The sequence below is a fragment of the Kitasatospora sp. NPDC057738 genome (assembly GCF_042798815.1).
In the GTDB taxonomy this organism is placed as follows: domain Bacteria; phylum Actinomycetota; class Actinomycetes; order Streptomycetales; family Streptomycetaceae; genus Kitasatospora; species Kitasatospora lactacystinica.
The window spans coordinates 106,469-122,933 of sequence record NZ_JBHVJT010000006.1 but is presented as its reverse complement, the minus strand read 5'-3'; the positions used below and the strand labels follow the sequence as shown (position 1 = coordinate 122,933).

General features: G+C 74.7%; 16 protein-coding genes and 1 riboswitch. Of the genes, 8 read left to right on the top strand and 8 right to left on the bottom strand.

From position 1 onward, the window contains the following. Positions 1 to 24: 24 nt before the first annotated feature. The 5 genes from ACFVGO_RS05255 to ACFVGO_RS05235 all read right to left on the bottom strand — a co-directional run bounded on the left by ACFVGO_RS05255 (position 25) and on the right by ACFVGO_RS05235 (position 3,605). Positions 25 to 297, bottom strand: a complete 273-nt coding sequence (locus ACFVGO_RS05255; protein WP_280685086.1) for a phosphoribosyl-ATP diphosphatase — start codon at positions 295 to 297, stop codon at positions 25 to 27. A gap of 101 nt (positions 298 to 398) precedes the next feature. Next, complete coding sequence (gene ribH / locus ACFVGO_RS05250; protein WP_359898679.1) at positions 399 to 872, bottom strand: 6,7-dimethyl-8-ribityllumazine synthase; 474 nt, start codon at positions 870 to 872, stop codon at positions 399 to 401. Between the two features lie 95 nt (positions 873 to 967). Further along, positions 968 to 2,245, bottom strand: a complete 1,278-nt coding sequence (locus ACFVGO_RS05245; protein ID WP_380630913.1) for a bifunctional 3,4-dihydroxy-2-butanone-4-phosphate synthase/GTP cyclohydrolase II — start codon at positions 2,243 to 2,245, stop codon at positions 968 to 970. 5 nt (positions 2,246 to 2,250) lie between these two features. Continuing rightward, positions 2,251 to 2,838: a nicotinamide mononucleotide transporter family protein gene (locus ACFVGO_RS05240; protein WP_359898858.1), complete on the bottom strand. Its 588-nt coding sequence runs from the start codon at positions 2,836 to 2,838 to the stop codon at positions 2,251 to 2,253. Positions 2,839 to 2,894: 56 nt separating this feature from the next. Then, positions 2,895 to 3,605 carry a riboflavin synthase gene (locus ACFVGO_RS05235; RefSeq protein WP_380630898.1) on the bottom strand — a complete coding sequence of 237 codons (711 nt, stop codon included), beginning with the start codon at positions 3,603 to 3,605 and terminating at the stop codon, positions 2,895 to 2,897. 224 nt (positions 3,606 to 3,829) lie between these two features. Beyond that, positions 3,830 to 3,957: riboswitch (FMN riboswitch) on the bottom strand. Between the two features lie 237 nt (positions 3,958 to 4,194). Between ACFVGO_RS05235 and ACFVGO_RS05230 the strand changes: the two genes are divergently transcribed. After that, complete coding sequence (locus ACFVGO_RS05230) at positions 4,195 to 4,443, top strand: SCO4226 family nickel-binding protein (RefSeq protein WP_359898682.1); 249 nt, start codon at positions 4,195 to 4,197, stop codon at positions 4,441 to 4,443. A gap of 9 nt (positions 4,444 to 4,452) precedes the next feature. Here the strand turns inward: ACFVGO_RS05230 and ACFVGO_RS05225 are convergent, their stop codons facing one another. Further along, the gene (locus ACFVGO_RS05225) at positions 4,453 to 4,767 is read right to left on the bottom strand and encodes an antibiotic biosynthesis monooxygenase family protein (RefSeq protein WP_359898684.1); all 315 of its coding nucleotides are present in this window, start codon (positions 4,765 to 4,767) and stop codon (positions 4,453 to 4,455) included. A gap of 161 nt (positions 4,768 to 4,928) precedes the next feature. Here ACFVGO_RS05225 and ACFVGO_RS05220 point away from each other — a divergent pair, with 161 nt between their 5' ends. Continuing rightward, a complete protein-coding gene (locus ACFVGO_RS05220; protein ID WP_359898686.1) occupies positions 4,929 to 5,624 on the top strand; it encodes an MSMEG_1061 family FMN-dependent PPOX-type flavoprotein in 696 nt (231 codons plus the stop codon). Between the two features lie 125 nt (positions 5,625 to 5,749). On the opposite strand, the gene ACFVGO_RS05215 is transcribed toward ACFVGO_RS05220, so the two are convergent. After that, positions 5,750 to 5,938 (bottom strand): DUF1508 domain-containing protein, encoded by a 189-nt coding sequence (locus ACFVGO_RS05215; protein WP_359898688.1) that lies wholly within the window; start codon positions 5,936 to 5,938, stop codon positions 5,750 to 5,752. Between the two features lie 181 nt (positions 5,939 to 6,119). Between ACFVGO_RS05215 and ACFVGO_RS05210 the strand changes: the two genes are divergently transcribed. From ACFVGO_RS05210 to ACFVGO_RS05195, 4 genes are all read left to right on the top strand, one after another. After that, on the top strand, positions 6,120 to 6,533 hold the full coding sequence (locus tag ACFVGO_RS05210) for an HIT family protein (protein WP_359898690.1): 414 nt from the start codon (positions 6,120 to 6,122) through the stop codon (positions 6,531 to 6,533). A gap of 159 nt (positions 6,534 to 6,692) precedes the next feature. Next, the gene (locus ACFVGO_RS05205; protein WP_380630897.1) at positions 6,693 to 7,757 is read left to right on the top strand and encodes a serine hydrolase domain-containing protein; all 1,065 of its coding nucleotides are present in this window, start codon (positions 6,693 to 6,695) and stop codon (positions 7,755 to 7,757) included. Positions 7,758 to 8,127: 370 nt separating this feature from the next. Then, positions 8,128 to 8,760, top strand: a complete 633-nt coding sequence (locus tag ACFVGO_RS05200) for a hypothetical protein (RefSeq protein ID WP_380349662.1) — start codon at positions 8,128 to 8,130, stop codon at positions 8,758 to 8,760. 160 nt (positions 8,761 to 8,920) lie between these two features. Continuing rightward, positions 8,921 to 10,102: an alpha/beta hydrolase gene (locus ACFVGO_RS05195; RefSeq protein WP_359898696.1), complete on the top strand. Its 1,182-nt coding sequence runs from the start codon at positions 8,921 to 8,923 to the stop codon at positions 10,100 to 10,102. Positions 10,103 to 10,246: 144 nt separating this feature from the next. Here ACFVGO_RS05195 and ACFVGO_RS05190 read toward each other — a convergent pair whose 3' ends face one another. Beyond that, positions 10,247 to 10,792 carry a winged helix-turn-helix transcriptional regulator gene (locus ACFVGO_RS05190; protein ID WP_380630896.1) on the bottom strand — a complete coding sequence of 182 codons (546 nt, stop codon included), beginning with the start codon at positions 10,790 to 10,792 and terminating at the stop codon, positions 10,247 to 10,249. Between the two features lie 121 nt (positions 10,793 to 10,913). On the opposite strand from ACFVGO_RS05190, the gene ACFVGO_RS05185 reads away from it, so the two are divergent. Together ACFVGO_RS05185 and ACFVGO_RS05180 are read left to right on the top strand one after the other, a co-directional pair. Beyond that, positions 10,914 to 12,398, top strand: coding sequence for an MFS transporter (locus tag ACFVGO_RS05185; protein WP_380349653.1), 1,485 nt, complete (start codon positions 10,914 to 10,916; stop codon positions 12,396 to 12,398). 249 nt (positions 12,399 to 12,647) lie between these two features. After that, a complete protein-coding gene (locus ACFVGO_RS05180; RefSeq protein WP_359898701.1) occupies positions 12,648 to 16,331 on the top strand; it encodes a SpoIIE family protein phosphatase in 3,684 nt (1,227 codons plus the stop codon). Positions 16,332 to 16,465: the final 134 nt, after the last annotated feature.

The following is a 16,465-nucleotide window of genomic DNA, read 5'->3' as shown; positions in this document are numbered from 1 at the left end:
GGTGTGCTCTGGGGAGCGGGGTGTCTAGAGGTACTTGTAGACGTCGTCGAGCGTCAGTCCGCGGGCGATCATCATCACCTGAACGTGGTAGAGGAGCTGCGAGACCTCCTCCGCCGTCTGCTCGTCCGACTGGAACTCGGCGGCCATCCAGACCTCGGCGGCCTCCTCGACGACCTTCTTGCCGATCGCATGGACGCCCTGCTGGACGAGCTGCGCGGTACGGGAGGACGAGGGGTCGCCGGTGGCGGCCTTCTGCTGGAGCTCGGCGAAGAGCTCCTCGAATGTCTTCGAAGCCATGATGGGGCCACCTTACGGCGTGCGGGCGGACGGACGGTAAACGGTCCCGGAGCGTGGACAGTCCAGTGGACGTCCGTGCTCCGGGACCGGGCGGTTCGTCGTCAGAGCGCCGCGCGCAGGACCGCGGCGGTGGCGACGGCGGCGGTGACGGCCTCGTGGCCCTTGTCCTCGGCGGAGCCGGGCAGGCCCGCGCGGTCGATCGCCTGCTCCTCGTTGTCGCAGGTCAGCACGCCGAAGCCGACCGGGACGCCGGTGTCGACGCTGACCTGGGTGAGACCGACGGTGGCCGCCTGGCAGACGTAGTCGAAGTGCGGGGTGCCACCGCGGATCACCACGCCGAGGGCCACCACGGCGTCGTAGCCGCGCTCGGCGAGGCGCTTGGCGGCGACCGGCAGCTCGAAGGTGCCGGGCACCCGCAGCACGGTCGGCTCGGTGACGCCCAGCTCCTTGAGCGCGCGGTGGGCGCCGTCCAGCAGGCCGTTCATCACCGTGTCGTGCCACTGGGCGGCGACGACGGCGACCTTGAGGTCGGCGGCGCCGTCGATGGTCAGCTCGGGGGCTCCGTGGCCGCTCATGTCTCTTCGTCCGTTCTGTCTGTCGTGCGGGTGCGGGTGGCTGTCGTGCGGGTGGCTGTCGTGCGGGTGCGGGTGGTCAGGGCCCGGGGCCGGGGTCAGGAATCGAGGCCGGGCAGCTCGTGGCCCATCCGGTCGCGCTTGGTGCGCAGGTAGCGCAGGTTGTGCTCGCCGGGCGCGATCTCGACCGCTTCGCGCCCCTTGACCTTGAGCCCGTGCTCGGTGAGCGCGGTCAGCTTCTGCGGGTTGTTGGTGAGCAGGGTGAGCGAGCGGACGCCGAGGTCCACCAGCATCTGCGCCGCGATGCTGTAGTCCCGGGCGTCGGCGGGCAGGCCGAGGTCCAGGTTGGCGTCGACGGTGTCCCGCCCCCGCTCCTGCAGCTCGTACGCGCGCAGCTTGTGGGCCAGGCCGATCCCCCGCCCCTCGTGGCCGCGCAGGTACAGCACCACGCCGCGCCCGGCCGCGGCGACCCGCTGCAGCGAGGCCTGCAGCTGCGGTCCGCAGTCGCAGCGCAGCGAGCCGAAGACGTCACCGGTCAGGCACTCGGAGTGGACCCGCACCAGGACGTCCTCGTCGTCCGGCAGCCGGCCCTGCGCGTCCAGACCGCCGGCCACCAGCGCGAGGTGCTCGACGCCGTCGATGGTGCCCCGGTAGCCGACGGCGGTGAACTCCCCGTACGCGGTGGGCAGGGCGGTGACGGCGGCCCGGTCGACGTGCAGCTCGGTACGGCGGCGGTAGGCGATCAGGTCCTCGATGGAGATGATCGCGAGGCCGTGCTCGCGGGCGAAGGCGACCAGCTCGGGCAGCCGGGCCATGCTGCCGTCGTCGTTGACCACCTCGGCGATCGCGCCGGCCGGCGGCAGCCCGGCCAGCCGGGCCAGGTCGACGGCGGCCTCGGTGTGCCCGGGGCGGACCAGCACGCCGCCCTCGACGGCGCGCAGCGGGAAGACGTGCCCGGGGCGGGTGAGGTCGCCGGGCTGGGCGCCGGAGGAGGAGAGCAGCCGTACGGTGCGGGCGCGGTCGGCGGCGGAGATGCCGGTGTCGACCCCCTCGCGGGCGTCCACCGAGACGGTGTACGCGGTGCCCTTGCGGTCCTCGTTGACCTGGGTCATCGGCGGGAGCTTGAGGCGGTCCAGCTCCTCGCCGGTCATCGGGGCGCAGATCACGCCGGAGCTGTAGCGGACGGTGAAGGCCATCAGCTCGGGGGTCGCGGCGGACGCGGCGAAGACGATGTCGCCCTCGTTCTCGCGGTCCTCGTCGTCGACCACGATCACGGCGCGGCCGAGGGCGATGTCGGCGATCGCCCGCTCGACCGGGTCGAGGACGAGTTCGGGCTCGGACCCGGTGGCGCCGTTGCTGGACTGGTTCTCGGTCATCTCGGTCATACCGTGGCTCCCTGCGGGACGGTGGCGGACTTGGCGCGCGGCTCACGGGTGCTCAGCCACCAGGAACGCAGGCCGAGCAGCACCAGGACGAAGTAGACGGAGTAGGTGAGGCCGGAGAAGGTGTAGCCGCTGTTGAAGGCGAACGGCACGCCGACCGCGTCGACCGCGATCCAGGCGAACCAGAACTCCACCCAGCCGCGGGCCTGGGCGACCATCGCGGCCAGCGTGCCGACGAAGATGTAGGCGTCCGACCAGGGGCTCCAGGACAGGCTGGGGAAGGACGTGAAGAGCAGGGCGAGCGCGACGGTGCCGGCCGCGGTGCCCGCCGCCAGCACGAGCCGCTCGGGCCAACTCGCGAACCGTACGGCGATCGTGCCGCCGTCGCGGCGGCCCCGACGCCACTGCGCCCAGCCCCAGGCGGCGGTGGCGATCACGATCAGCTGCTTGCCGATCAGGCCGGGGACGTGGCCGCCGAAGTAGGCCGCGATCAGCACGGCGCCGGACAGCAGCTGGACCGGCCAGCTCCAGACCGAGCGGCGCCAGCCGAGCGCGAGCCCGCCGAGGCCGAGGATGTTGCCGAACATGTCGGCCCACTTGACGTGTTCGCCGAGGACGGTGAACGCCTCGCCGCTGAGCCAGCTCACTTGGACTCCCCCGGGGTTCCGTCGACCGGCCGGCCGGACGGGTTGGACAGGTCGGACAGGTTCGGCAGGTTCGGGAGGGTGCGGGACTCCAGGAGCCGCTCGACGTACTTCGCCAGCACGTCCACCTCCAGGTTGACGCTCTCCCCGACGCCCTTGGCGCCGAGCGTGGTGAGCGCGAGGGTGGCCGGGATGAGGCTGACGGTGAAGCTGTCCTGCGCGGCCTCCACCACGGTGAGGCTGACGCCGTCGACCGTGATCGAGCCCTTCTCCACCAGGTAGCGGGAGATGGTCCCGGGCAGCGAGAACCGCAGCACCTCCCAGCGCAGGTCGCCCGCCGCGTCGCGCTCGCCGGGCTCGCGGCTCAACAGCCGCCCGGTGGCGTCGACATGGCCCTGGACGAGGTGACCGCCCAGCCGGTCGCCGAGCGCCATGGCGCGCTCCAGGTTGACCCGGGAGCCGGGCGCCAGTTCGCCGAGGCTGGAGCGGTGCAGCGTCTCGGCCATCACGTCGGCGCTGAACTCACCGGTTCCGGCGGCCAGTTCCGCCGGGCCGTCGACGACGGTCAGGCAAACGCCGTTGACCGCGATGGAGTCGCCGTGCCGGGCACCCGTACAGACCACCGGGCCGCGCAGGCGGATCCGCGAGGAGTCGCCGATCTCCTGGATCGACACGACCTCGCCGAGCTCTTCGATGATGCCGGTGAACACCCGGGTTCTCCTCGCGCTTGGGGCGCGGACTCCGGGGCGGCATGGGAGATGACACGGACGGGCACCGGCGTACGGACCCGGGACACCACCCGTCGCCGGGGATGCCGAGACCGCCGGGAGATCGCTCGCCCGGCACGGGAGACACCGCTCCCGTCGTTCACCTGACCGGGGCCCGGAGGACGGTTCTCCGCCACTGGACCCACGGGTACTGCTCTTCGTCCGCCCGCGCACGCCTCCCATCCGGACTTTAACCGTCGGTCCAGGAATTTCACCTGGTCAACCGGCCGCTGGCTGCGGACGGGTCGCGGACTGTAACCGCCGGTTCGGATTTTCACCGACCCCGGAGTGCGCTGAACGTCACTGCTTGATGCCGTCATTGTGCCACGGTCGGCGCAACGGCAGGGAGGCCCCGTGCCTGTGGTCTGTTTCACGGGCGTGCCGGGAATGCGCGGCGGGGTGCCGTCCGCCGCTCGCGCGAGCCGGTCCGCGGGCGCGGGCCCGGCGGTCTGGTGGCGCAGGCGGACGGCGGGGGCGAGGCTGGTAGTCGGGGCCCTGCCGATGACACGTCGAAGCTACGGAGGCGAGGGCGATGGCGAAGTTCATGGACGTCCACCACGGGATGACCGGCATCACGGAGGCGCAGCTCAAACAGGCCCACATGGCCGACCTGGCGATCCAGGGCGAGGAGGGCGTCCACTTCCAGCAGGCCTGGGCGGACCCGGAATCGGGCACGGTGTACTGCCTCTCCGACGCACCCTCCAAGGAGGCCGTGCAGCGGGTCCACGACCGCTCCGGGCACCCGGCGGACGAGATCCATTCGGTGCCGCTGTCGGTGTGAGAGCCCGGCTCAGAGCGTGGCCGGTGCGGCAATCTGCAAGAAGTGGGTGACCTCCGGCGGGTGGGCGAGGTAGCTCAGCTCACCCTCCGACCAGACCGGCCGGATCCGCCACATCGGCCCCGCGTACCCGCGCAGGGCCTCCTCGTCGCGCCAGCGGCTCAGCACCAGCACCCGGTGCCGGTCCTCGGACACCGAGCGCAGCAGCTCGCCGCCGAGGCAGCCCTCGGTCCGACCGAGCTGCGGGATCACCTGGGCGGCCAGGTGCGCGCAGAACTCATCGAGTCGATCGGCGAGGACCTGCCCGGCCCAGATTCTGACGATCACGACCACCACCTCCGGCTGCCCGGCGGGCCTTGTCCCAGTGCTCCCTGGCCCCCATTATGAGCGTGGAACCGCTGGTGGGGAGGGGCGAGGGCGGAATTTCACGGAGGGCCGCGGGAGTGCGGGGGCGGGGTGCGCCGAGCGGCCTCGGCTACATTCCCGGTATGACGACCACACCGGAATCTGCCGTTTCGTCAACCTCCGCGCCGGACCGGCCGGGCGGCCTGTTCGACGCCCTCCACGCGGGCGCGCTCAGCGATCCCGCCCAGCTGCGGGAGATCTACGAGCAGCCCGGCGACCAGGCCCGCCGCAAGCAGGTCGACCGCCTGCACGAGGTCGCCCAGCGCCTGATCGCCTGCTCCCCGCTGGTGTTCGTGGCCAGCACCGACGCCGCCGGACGCTGCGACGTCTCCCCGCGCGGCGGGCCGGCCGGGCTGGTCTCGGTGCTCGACCCGTACACCCTGGCCATTCCGGACGCCACCGGCAACAAGCGCTTGGACACCCTGCACAACATCCTGGAGACCGGCCGGGTCGGGCTGCTCTTCGTCGTCCCGGGCCGGGACGCCACGCTGCGGGTCAACGGGCGGGCCTGCGTCTCGACCGACCCGGAGCTGCTCCGGCAGCTGACCGCCGTCGGCAAGCCGCCGCGCAGCGCGATCGTGGTCGCCGTCGAGGAGGTGTACGGGCACTGCCCGAAGGCCTTCCTGCGCTCCTCCGCGTGGAAGCCGGAGAACTGGCTCGCCAAGGACGCGCAGCCGAGTTCGGCGGAGGTCACGCTCTCGCACCTGCGGGACGAGTCGCTGACCGTGGAGATGATCGAGCAGTACGAGCGGGAGGCGCTGCTGTACCGGTACGAGTGATACGAGTGAGGTGCCGGGGCCGCACGGACTCGCTCGGTACGGACCCCGCTCCGTACGGACCCCGCTCCGCAGCGGGACGCCCGGCGACCGGCCCCGGGGCGGACCGGTCGCCGGGCGGCGCGCGCTCAGGCCGCCCTGGGCAGGTCCTCCACGGCCGCGCCGTCGGCGGCCCGCCGGACCGCCTCGACGCCCTTGTGGGCGGCGTCCTTGCTGGCGTAGCCCTGGCCGGTGGCGACGATCTCGCCGTTGCCCGCCTTGAGCCGGAACCGGTACTTGCCGCCGGCGTCCTGATAGACCTCGAACTTGCCCGGCATCCGGGCCACCTCCTCGCGGGGCCTCCTCGCGGAACGCTCGATGCGCCCGCCGTCCTGCCCCGGCGCCACCGTGCGCCCGGCGCCGGGGCGGCCGCACCCGGGCGGGAGCCGGACGGGTGAAGCCGGATCCACGGGGGCCGGCGGGAGTGCCGGGGCGGCCGCCGGTGGTTTGAATGGACGGATGGACTGCGTCTTCTGTGCGGTGGTGGCGGGCGAGGAGCCGGCGCACCGGGTGCTGGACGACGAGACCGCGGTGGCCTTCCTGGACCGCCGGCCGCTGTTCCCCGGGCACGTGCTGGTCGTGCCGCGCGCCCACCACCCGACCCTGGCCGACCTGCCGGCCGCGGAGGTGGGACCGTTCTTCCTGCGGGTGCAGCGGGTGGCGTCGGCCGTCGAACGCGGGCTGGGCGCGGCGGGCAGCTTCGTCGCGGCGAACAACCGGATCAGCCAGTCGGTGCCGCACCTGCACGTCCACGTGGTGCCGCGCAATCCGAAGGACGGGCTGCGCGGGTTCTTCTGGCCGCGGCGGCGGTATCCGGACGAGGCGGGGGCGGCGGAGGTCGCGGGCCGGCTGCGGGAGGCGCTGGAGGACTGAGCGGCGCGGCGGGTCGAGGACGTCGCCGGCGTGCGGGCCACTGCCGGGCGTGCGCCTGCGGGAACACCGGCGGGGATACGTCCGCGGGAGCACCGGCGGGGGTCGATATCGTTTTCCGGGCGGACGATCCGGCCGGTGAGGGTGTCTAGGCTCGCGACCATGAACGAACTCGCCTGCCTCGTGCAGCAGACGGCCGACCGGCTCGCGGGCCGCCACGTCGGCGCGGTGGTCGCCGGGCTGGCCGGTGGTGACGTGGAGATCCGCGGCGCCGGGCGGACCGGTCCGGGTGGTGGGGTGCCCGGGCCGCGCACCCTGTTCGAGATAGGTTCCGTCACCAAGGTGTTCACCTCGCTCGTGCTCGCGCGGCTGGCCCTCGACGGTGCGGTCCGGCTGGACGACCCGCTCGCCGAGGTGCTCACCGGGCCCTCGGGCGGTCGTGCCGTCGTCCCGGCCAAGGGCCTGGACCCGATCACCCTGCGGCACCTCGCCACCCACACCTCGGGGCTCCCCCGACTGCCCCGGGGCATGGCGCTGCAGTCGCTGCTGTCCCCCAACATGCCCGATCCGTACGCCGGTTGCACCGCCGAGCGGGTGCTCGACGGGCTCGCGCGGACACGACTGCGGTCCGCGCCCGGGCGTGGATTCCGCTACTCCAACCTCGGTGCGGGCCTGCTCGGCCTGGCCCTCGCGCAGCGCTCCGGCCTCGGGTACGAGGAGTTGGTGGCGCGCGAGGTCGGTGCGCCGCTGGGCCTGGCGGACACCGGTCTGCGGCCGGACGGGGAACGGTCCGCACGCCTGGCGCACGGTCACACGCCGGGCGGCCGGCCGGTGCCGCCCTGGACCTTCGCGGCCGTGCCCGGCATGGGCGGGCTCCGCTCGACCGCCGCCGACCTGGCGGTGTTCCTGCGGGCCCAACTGGCCGCCGCGCGCGAGCCGGACGCGCCGCTGTCGCCGGCGATCGCCCTCACCCGGGACACCCGCCACCGGGTCAACCCGTTCGCCTGGACGCACCTGGGCTGGCTCGGGCACCGGCTGCGCGCCCAGCAGGGCGGGCACCTCCAGATCTGGCACAACGGGGGCACGGGCGGCTTCCGCTCCTTCGTCGCCTTCGACCCGGAGAAGCAGGTGGGCGTGGTGGTGCTGGTCAACACCCGCCGGTCGGCCGATCCGGCGGGCACGGCGCTGCTGCGCGGGCTGCAGAACGGGTTCGCGGCGGCGGGGTGAGGGCGGGCCCGCCCCGTTCGCACCCCCGCTGGTGGGCGGCCCCGGCCGGGGCGCGATGATGGCGGGGCCGATTCGGGCCAAAAGGTGCCGATCGGCACTGTCGCCAGCGGCGACGAGCGGTTGATGCTGGGATCCGGCGGTCGCGGTTCCGACGGGGGATTCCGCCGAGTGAGAGGGGGTCGCCATGGCGGTGACGTGGTCGCCGACGCGCGTGCGGTCGGCCGGCGCTTCCGGTTCGGCCGGTGCGACCGGCGCTTCCCGCACCACCGGGACGAGCGGTGGTGCGGGTCGGCTCGGCCCGGTGGTGCGGGTGCACCGGAGGTGCCGGCCGCTGTCCTGGCCGGCGCGGGTGTGGTTGCACTCCTGCGGGGTGGTCGTCTCCGTGGCGGTCTGCGTGGCACTCGGCGGGTGGTGGCCCTCGCCCGTGCTGGCCGCCGCCGCGGTGGTGGCGGTGAGCGGGTACGAGCGGCTGCGCCCCGCGCCCGGGCTGCGCTCCGTCCGGGTCCACGAGGGCGGGCTGGTGCTGGTCCCGGCCGAGGGCGGGGAGACGTCGCTGCCCTGGGGCGCCGTGGAGGCCACCGAGTACTCCCCCGGCGGGCCGCGCGGGGTGCCCGAGCACGGGCGAATATGGCCGGCGGGCGCGGACGAGCCGCTGGAGCTGGCGCACCTGCGCGGCCTGGGCGCGTTGTTCCGGGAGCTGGAGGAGCGCCTCTCCCCCGGGTTCCGGGCCGCGCTGCACGAGACGCTGCGCACCGAGGGGAGCGTGCGCTTCGTCCGGGGGCGGCTGACGGTGACGGCCGGCGGGCTGGTGCACCGGCCGCCGCACCCGCTCGCCGCGACGGAGGCCCACCGGTGGGCGGAGGTGCGCTCGGCCCGGGCGTCCGGTCTCGGCGAGTTGGAGATCCGGACCCACTCGGCCGGTCTCCCGCTGGCCCTCGCGGTGCCCAACGCCCGTGCGGCCGCGGACTTCCTGGAGGACCTCCGGGCGGCCGCCGCCGGTTGACCCCGGTCGGTTTACCGCCGCGGGTTGACCGCCGCCGGGCGGGCACCCGCCCGCCCTTCCGGCGCCCACCCCTAAGGGGCGCCGGCAGCCCTCCCCGGAAGGGATCAGTACGCCGCTGAGTGGACGTCAGTTCCCTTGCCCACGACCTACCGTCGCTGGCATGAGCCGACTCCGTACGACCGCCGCCGCGGCGGCCCTGCTGCTCGCACTTCCGCTGTCCGTCGCCGCCGCCGCGCCGGCCCTGGCCGCGCCGCCCGTCAACTCCGGCACCACAGCCGCCGACACCGCCGCCGCCCGGATCGAACTCCCCCGCCCGACCGGGCCCTACGCGGTCGGGCAGGAGGTCCTGCACCTGGTGGACCGGAACCGTCCGGACCCGTGGGTGCCCGCCTCCGGTCCGCGTCAGCTGATGGTCTCGATGTACTACCCCGCGCACGCCGGGACGGGCACCCCCGCCCCGTACATGACGCCCGCGGCCGCCCGGGCGCTGCTGGACGGAAAGGTGGCGGGCAACACCATCCCGACCGAGGCGGTGTCCGGAACCCGGACGTGGTCGGAGTCCGGGGCTCGCCCGCAGGGCGGCCACTACCCGCTGGTGGTCCTGTCGCCCGGCTTCACCATGCCGCGCGCCACGCTCAGCGGCCTCGCCGAGGACCTGACCAGCCACGGCTACGTCGTCGCGGTGATCGACCACACCTACGAGAACACCGGGACCACCTTCCCCGACGGGCGGACGCTCCCCTGCACGGCCTGCGGCATCGTCGTCGGTGACGCGGCCGCGGCACGCCTTGAGGCGGGCCGGGCGAAGGACGTCTCCTTCGTCATCGACCGGCTGACCGACCGCCCGCACCCGGCCTGGCGCTACGCCCGGCTGATCGACCGCGACCGGATCGGCATGGCCGGGCACTCCGCCGGTGGCGCCTCCACCGTCCCCGCCCTGCTCACCGACGACCGGATCCGGGCCGGGGTCAACCTGGACGGCACCATGCACTACCTGGTGCCCGAGTCCGGCCTCGGCGGCAAGCCGTTCATGATGATCGGCCACCCGCTGGCCGACGGCGCCGAGGACCCGTCCTGGGTCACGAGCTGGGCCCGGCTGGACGGGTGGAAGCGCCTGCTGACCGTCGACGGCTCCGACCACGGCAGCTTCACCGACCTCCCGGTCTTCTTCGAGGGACTCGGCCTCCCCAAGGGCCCGTACACCACCCTCGGGAGCGGGCGCGCCCTCGCGCTCACCCGGCAGTACGTCGGGGCCTTCTTCGACCTCCAGCTGAAGGGCGTCCCGCAGCCGCTGCTCGACGGGCCGAGCGCCGCCAACCCTGAGGTGCGCTTCACCCCCTGAGGGCTGTCCCCGGTCGTTGGCTCCCGGGTGACAGCGGCCCGGGCGGGGCCGTCGGCACGACGCCGGCGGCCCCGTCGGCGTGCGGCCCCGTCGGTGTGCGGGCCCCGTCGGCGTGCGGGCCCCGTCGGCGTGCGGGCCGGCGGATCAGCCGGTCGGGGACGCCGCCGAGGCGATCGGTTCGAGCAGCGGGTGGGGGCGGACCAGGGCGCGGGAAACCGGGTCCTCCCGGTGGGAGCCGGCGCGGGCGGGGTTGGGGCGCATGACGACCGCGGTCGGCGGGACGGGCCCGCCGCCGCAGGCGGGACAGACGCCGGCCAGGTCGAGGTCGGTGCCGCAGTCGGCGTGCGCGAAGAGGTGGTACGAGCCGCCGTCGGTGGCGTGCCGGCCACCCCAGCGGCTCAGCTGGTAGAGCGGGCCCCAGAGTTCGAGGCCGGTCCCGGTGAGCAGGTAGCCGTGGCGCAGCGGCGCCCGCTGGTACGGCTCCTTGCGCAGCACCCCGGCCGCGACCAGGGCGTTGAGGCGCGAGGTGAGGACGGCGCGCGGGATGCCGAGGTGGGCGAGGAAGTCGTTGAAACGCTGCACCCCGTAGAACGCGTCGCGCACGATCAGCAGGCTCCAGCGCTCGCCGACCACCTCCAGGGCGCGGGCCAGTGCGCACTCCTGCAGCTCGTAGTCGGTTCCCAGGGCCATGGGCGTCAGCCTAGTCCACCCCCATTGAGAGTTCAATGAACAGACTGATGATGGTAGCGTGCCGCCCGAGATGAAGGTTCATTCACCAGACCAATAGGTCCGGCCCCCGGAGGGAACACCCATGTCCCCCGCACCACCTGGCTCCTCACCCGCCTCACCCGCCGCCCCGGGCCCGCTCCTCCGGCCCGCCGCCACGCTGGCGACCACCGCGGCGGCGACCGCCCTGACCACCGTCGCGTACACCGCCCCCACCGCCTCGCTCGCCGCCACCGCCCAGGCCGTCCACCTGGGCGCCGCCGGCCGCACCTGGATCCTCACCGGCACCCTGGTCGGCATCTCCGCGCTGCTGCTCACCGCCGGAAGCGCCGCCGACGACCACGGCCGCAAGCGGGTCTTCACCTTCGGCGTGCTGCTGTTCACGGCCGCCGAGGCACTGGCCGCACTCGCCCCCGGCGGCGCCGTCTACCTGGCCTCCCGGGTGCTCCTCGGCGTCGCCTCGGCGGCCGTCCTGGCCCCCGCACTCGGCCTGATCGGCCACGCCCACCCGCCCGGGCCCGACCGGATCCGGGCACTCGGCGTCTGGGGCGCGGCGGTCGGCCTCGGCATCGCGGTCGGGCCGGTGTACGGCGCGCTGGTCCAGCAGTGGGCCGGGTGGCGCGCGGTCGGCGGCGGCATCGCGGCGGGCTCGGCCGTGGTGGCCGGCTTCGCCGTCGCCGTCCTCACCGAGTCGCGGGCCGAGCGGCCGCGAGCGCTCGACCCGTACGGGGTGCTCACCCTCGCCGCCGGCACCTCCTGCCTGATCGCCGGACTGGCCGAGGGCCGCGACGGCTGGGGGCGGCCCACCGCGGTGGCGCTGCTGACCGGCGGGGTGCTGCTGCTGGCGGCGTTCGCGGTGGTCGAGGCGAGGGTTCGGGAACCGATGCTGGACCTCGCCCTGTTCCGCGATCCCGGCTTCGTCGCGGCCACCGGCGGGGCGCTGTTCACCGGGCTGTCGCTGGTCGGCTTCATGAGCTGCCTGCCCAGCCTGCTCCAGGGCGTGCTCGGCCTGTCCGGTCCGGCCGCGGCCGGTGTGCTGGCCCTGTGGTCGGGCCTGTCGGTGGTCTCCGCGCTCCAGGCCCGCCGCCTGGCCGCCCGGCTGTCCGCCACCGCCCAGGTCTCCCTCGGCCTGCTGGTCTGCGGCGCGGGCGAGCTGGGACTGTACGGGCTCGCGCCCGGCTCGTCCTGGCTGCGGCTGGTGCCGGGGCTCGCGGTCGCGGGCGTCGGCAGCGGGGTGCTCAACGCGGCCCTGGCCCGGCTGGCGATCGGCAGCGTCCCGGCGCACCGGGCGGCGATGGGCTCCGGCGCCAACAACACCTCCCGCTACCTGGGTTCGGCCCTCGGCGTGGCGGTCACGGTCGCTGTCGCCGGATCCGCCCGGCCCGGCTCGCCCGGCCCCGGGGCGGCGGCCCGCGCCCTGGCGGCGGGCGCCGACCGGGCCGTCCTGGTCGCGGCCGCCCTCTGCCTGGCCGGCGCGCTGCTCGCCCTCGCCGCCCGCGCCGCCGAAGCCCGCTCGGGCGCGGGGACGGACACCGCACGGCCGGCCCGCCGGCGCACGGCCCTGCGGTGACGCACCGGACGTCGGCCCGCCCGACGTCCCACCCACCGGACCACCCACCGGACCGGGCTCCCACCGGCGCCCCGCCCGGGCGCCACCCGGGCCGGTCGCCGGACGCCGACCCCGGACCGTGGCCGGACGTCCTCCCGGAGCGCCCCGGGCGCCCGCTGCCACGGTGAGCGGCCGCCCGGGAGCGCGTGCGAAGATGGCAGTTGCTGGTGGGAACGATCTCCGGACGGTTTCTGGGACGGTTCTCTGGCCATGGTGGACCACTACGCGCAGCGCGCGGGGCAGCCTCGGCAGGACGCCCTGCTGATGGTGCCGATCGCCACTGCGCTGATCGACGCCGACGGACGCATCCTGCACTGGAGCAGTGACGCGGAGGCACTGCTCGGACACCCGGCGCGGGAGGCGGTGGGTGCCCGGGCGGCGACCCTACTGACCTCCGACGAGCACCGGCCGGAGGTGCTCCAGCTGTTCCGGCAGATCCTGGCGGGCCGGCCCTGGTCCGGGGTCTTCCCGGTCCGGCACCGTGACGGGCACCTGGTGGACCTGGAGTTCCGCACCCATCCGATCCTCGGCCCCGGCGGCGCCCCGATGGTGCTGGCGGTCGCCTCCGAGGTGACCACGCTGCACCGGCTCCAGGCCGACCTGGCCCTCCTCGACGGGTTCTTCACCCAGTCCCCGGTGGGCATGGCGGTGTTCGACACCGACCTGCGCTTCGTCCGGCTGAACGAGGCGCTGGCGGACGCCAACGGCCTGAGCGTCGAAGGCCCGCTGGGCCGACGGCTCACCGAGGTGCTGCCCAGGATCAACGGCCCCGAGTCCGAGGCGGTGATGCGCCGGGTGCTGGAGAGCGGCGAGCCGGTGGTGGACGACCTCGCGCACGGCCGCACCCCGGGCGACCCGAGCCACGACCACGCCTGGTCGGCCTCCTACTTCCGGCTGAGGGACCGCGGCGGCCGGGTGCTCGGGGTGTGCGCGACCGTCATCGACATCACCGAGCGGTTCCACGCCGACGCCCGGGCGGCCCGCGCCCAGGAGCGGCTGTCCCTGCTCGTCGACGCGACCGCCTCGATCGGCACCACGCTGGACCTGCGGCAGACCGCCCGGGAACTGGTCGACGCGATGGTCCCCAGGGTCGCCGACATCAGCGCGGTGTTCGGGCTGGAGGAACTGGTGGCCGGCCGGAGCGTCGAGCCGTCCCCGCCGGACGCCCCCTTGCTGGTACGGCGCCTGGCGATCGCCTCCGCCGACAACCAGTACCCGGCCGAGGCGCTGCCGCTGGACGCCGTGTACGAGCTGCCGCCGGACTCCCCGTACGCCCGGGCGCTGACCGGCGGGCGCACGGTGGTGGTGCCGTCCTGGGAGCTGCCGGCGCTGAGCGAGCGCCTCAACGAGACCCGCCGCCAGGCCTTCTTCGGCGACCGCCCGCGCTCGGTGCGGATCACCCCCCTGGTGGCGCGCGGCACGACGCTCGGCATGGTGGTGTACTCGCGGCGCGGCTCGCGGGAGTCCTTCGCGGCGGCCGACATCACGCTCGGCGACGAGCTGGCCTCGCGCGCCGCCGTCGCGATCGACAACGCCCGGCTGTACCTGCGCCAGCACCGGACGGTGCTGGCGAGGCAGCAGGCGCTGCGCGAGGCCAAGGCCGCGCAGGAGCGCCTGGCGCTGGTCAACGTGGCCTCCACCCGGATCGGCACCACGCTCGATCTCGCCCAGACCGCCCAGGAGCTGGCCGAGGTGGCGACGCCGAGGCTGGCCGACACGGTGGTGGTGGAGGTGCTGGAGGAACTGGTCCGCGGCGAGCGCGAGGCGACCGCCCCGGTGGACGGTTCGGCGCTGCTGCGGCGGATGGCCTTCCACTCGGTGCGCGGCTCGACCCTGGCCCCGATCGACCGCACCGGCAACCTGCACCGCTTCCTGCCCGGTTCGCCGTACGCGTGGTGCCTGGCGCACCGCAAGCCGGTGCTGGTGCCGCGGATGGACGAGGAGGGCATGGCCTGGTTCGCCGAGGACCCGGTGCGCCGGGCCGCCGTCCGGGAGCAGAACGTGCAGTCGTTCATGGCGGTCCCGCTGATCGCGCGCGGCACGCCGGTCGGCGTGGCGGGCTTCTACCGCACCCTGGTCGAGCGCCCGTACGAGGAGGCCGACGTGGCGCTGGCCGGGGAGTTGGCGCTGCGGGCGGCCGTCTCGATCGACAACGCGCTGCTGTTCACCCGCGAGCGCGACGCGGCCGCCGCCCGGCAGCGGGCGCTGGACGAGGCGTGGGCCGCCCAGCAGCGGCTGTCGCTGCTGAACGAGGCCAGCAACCGGATCGGCACCACGCTCGATCTGTACCGCACGGCCCGGGAGTTGGTGGAGGTGGTGATCCCGCGCTTCGCCGACTTCGTCACCGTGGACCTGCGCGAGGCGGTGCTCAGCGGCGAGGAGCCCGGGGCCGTCCCGGCGGAGGGACCGGTGCTGATGCGGGCGGTCGCGGTCGGCGACACCGGCTCGGACGGCGCCATGCACGAGGCCGCCGACGAGGTGGGCGAGACCTCGCAGTCGGCCGGCCTGTACGCGCAGAGCCTGCGCACCCGGCGCTCGATCCTGGTCGCCGAGGTGACCGAGGAGGAGCTGAGCCGGATCGTCGCCTCGCCCGACCGGGTGCAGCCGAGCCTGGACGCCGGGGTGCACTCGTACCTGATGGTGCCGCTGGTGGCGCGCGGACACGTGCTGGGCGGCGCGGAGTTCGTCCGCACCCGCAACCCGGCACCGTTCGGCCCGGAGGACCGCTCGCTGGCCGAGGAGCTGGCCGCCCGCACCGCGCTGGCGATCGACAACGCCCGGCTCTACCGCCGCGAGCGGGACACCGCGCTCACCCTCCAGCGCAGTCTGCTGCCGCAGGAGGTGCACCGCACCCTCGGGCTGGACCTCGCCTACCGCTACCTGCCGAGCAGCGTGGTCAGCGAGGTCGGCGGCGACTGGTTCGACGTGGTGCCGCTGTCCTCCGGGCGGGTCGCGCTGATCGTCGGCGACGTGATGGGCCACGGCATCCGGGCCGCCGCCACGATGGGCCAGCTCCGCACGGTGGCAAGGACGTTGATCACCCTGGACCTGGACCCGGCGCGGGTGCTGTACCGGCTGGACGAGGCAACCGCGACGGTCGGCGAGGGCCAGTTCGCCACCTGCGTCTGCGTGGTGTACGACCCGGTGGACCGCCACTGCACCGCGGCCAGCGCCGGGCACCTGCCGCCCGTGGTCGCCGACACCGAGGGGCGGGCGCACCTGGTCGAGCTGCCGTCCGGCATTCCGCTCGGGGTGGGCGGAGTCGCCTTCGAGAACGCCGAGTTCACCCTCCCCGAGGAGGGCATCCTCACGCTCTACACGGACGGCCTGGTCGAGCGCCGGGGCCAGGACCTGGACGAGGGGCTGGAGTTGCTCTGCCGGACCGTCGCCGACCGGCGCGACTCGCTGGAGCAGACCTGCGAGGCCGTCCTGAGCCGGCTCACCGAGACCACCGGCGAGGACGACATCGCCGTCATCATGGCGCAGGTCCGGCCGCGGGGAGCCGACCGGATCGCCACCCTCCCGCTCACCGGGGACCACGCCATGGTCGCCCACTCGCGCCGCTTCACCCGCGAGACGCTGACCGCCTGGGGGCTCGACGCGCTCGCCGACTGGGCCGAACTGCTCACCAGCGAGCTGATCACCAACGCCCTGGTGCACGCCGGATCGCCCACCCAGCTGCGGCTGTACTGCAACCGGGTGCTCACCGTCGAGGTCGCCGACCAGGAGTCCGAGGTACCGCGGATCCGCCGTGCCCGCACCGAGGACGAGGGCGGCCGGGGCATCCACCTGGTCAACGAGCTCGCGCACCGCTGGGGCAGCCGCCGGACCAAGGACGGCAAGGTGGTCTGGTTCGAGCTGGAGCTGCCCCCGGGGACCGCCCCGCCCGCCTGAACGGCCGCCCACCCGCGCGAGCAACCGCCCACCCGCCCGGGCGGCCGCCCCGCCCGCATGGACAACGGACGGTTGTCGGGCCGTCGCCCGCGGTTGTTGGCCCGGCGGGCCGCCCCGGCGGTTGTCTGGTGCCA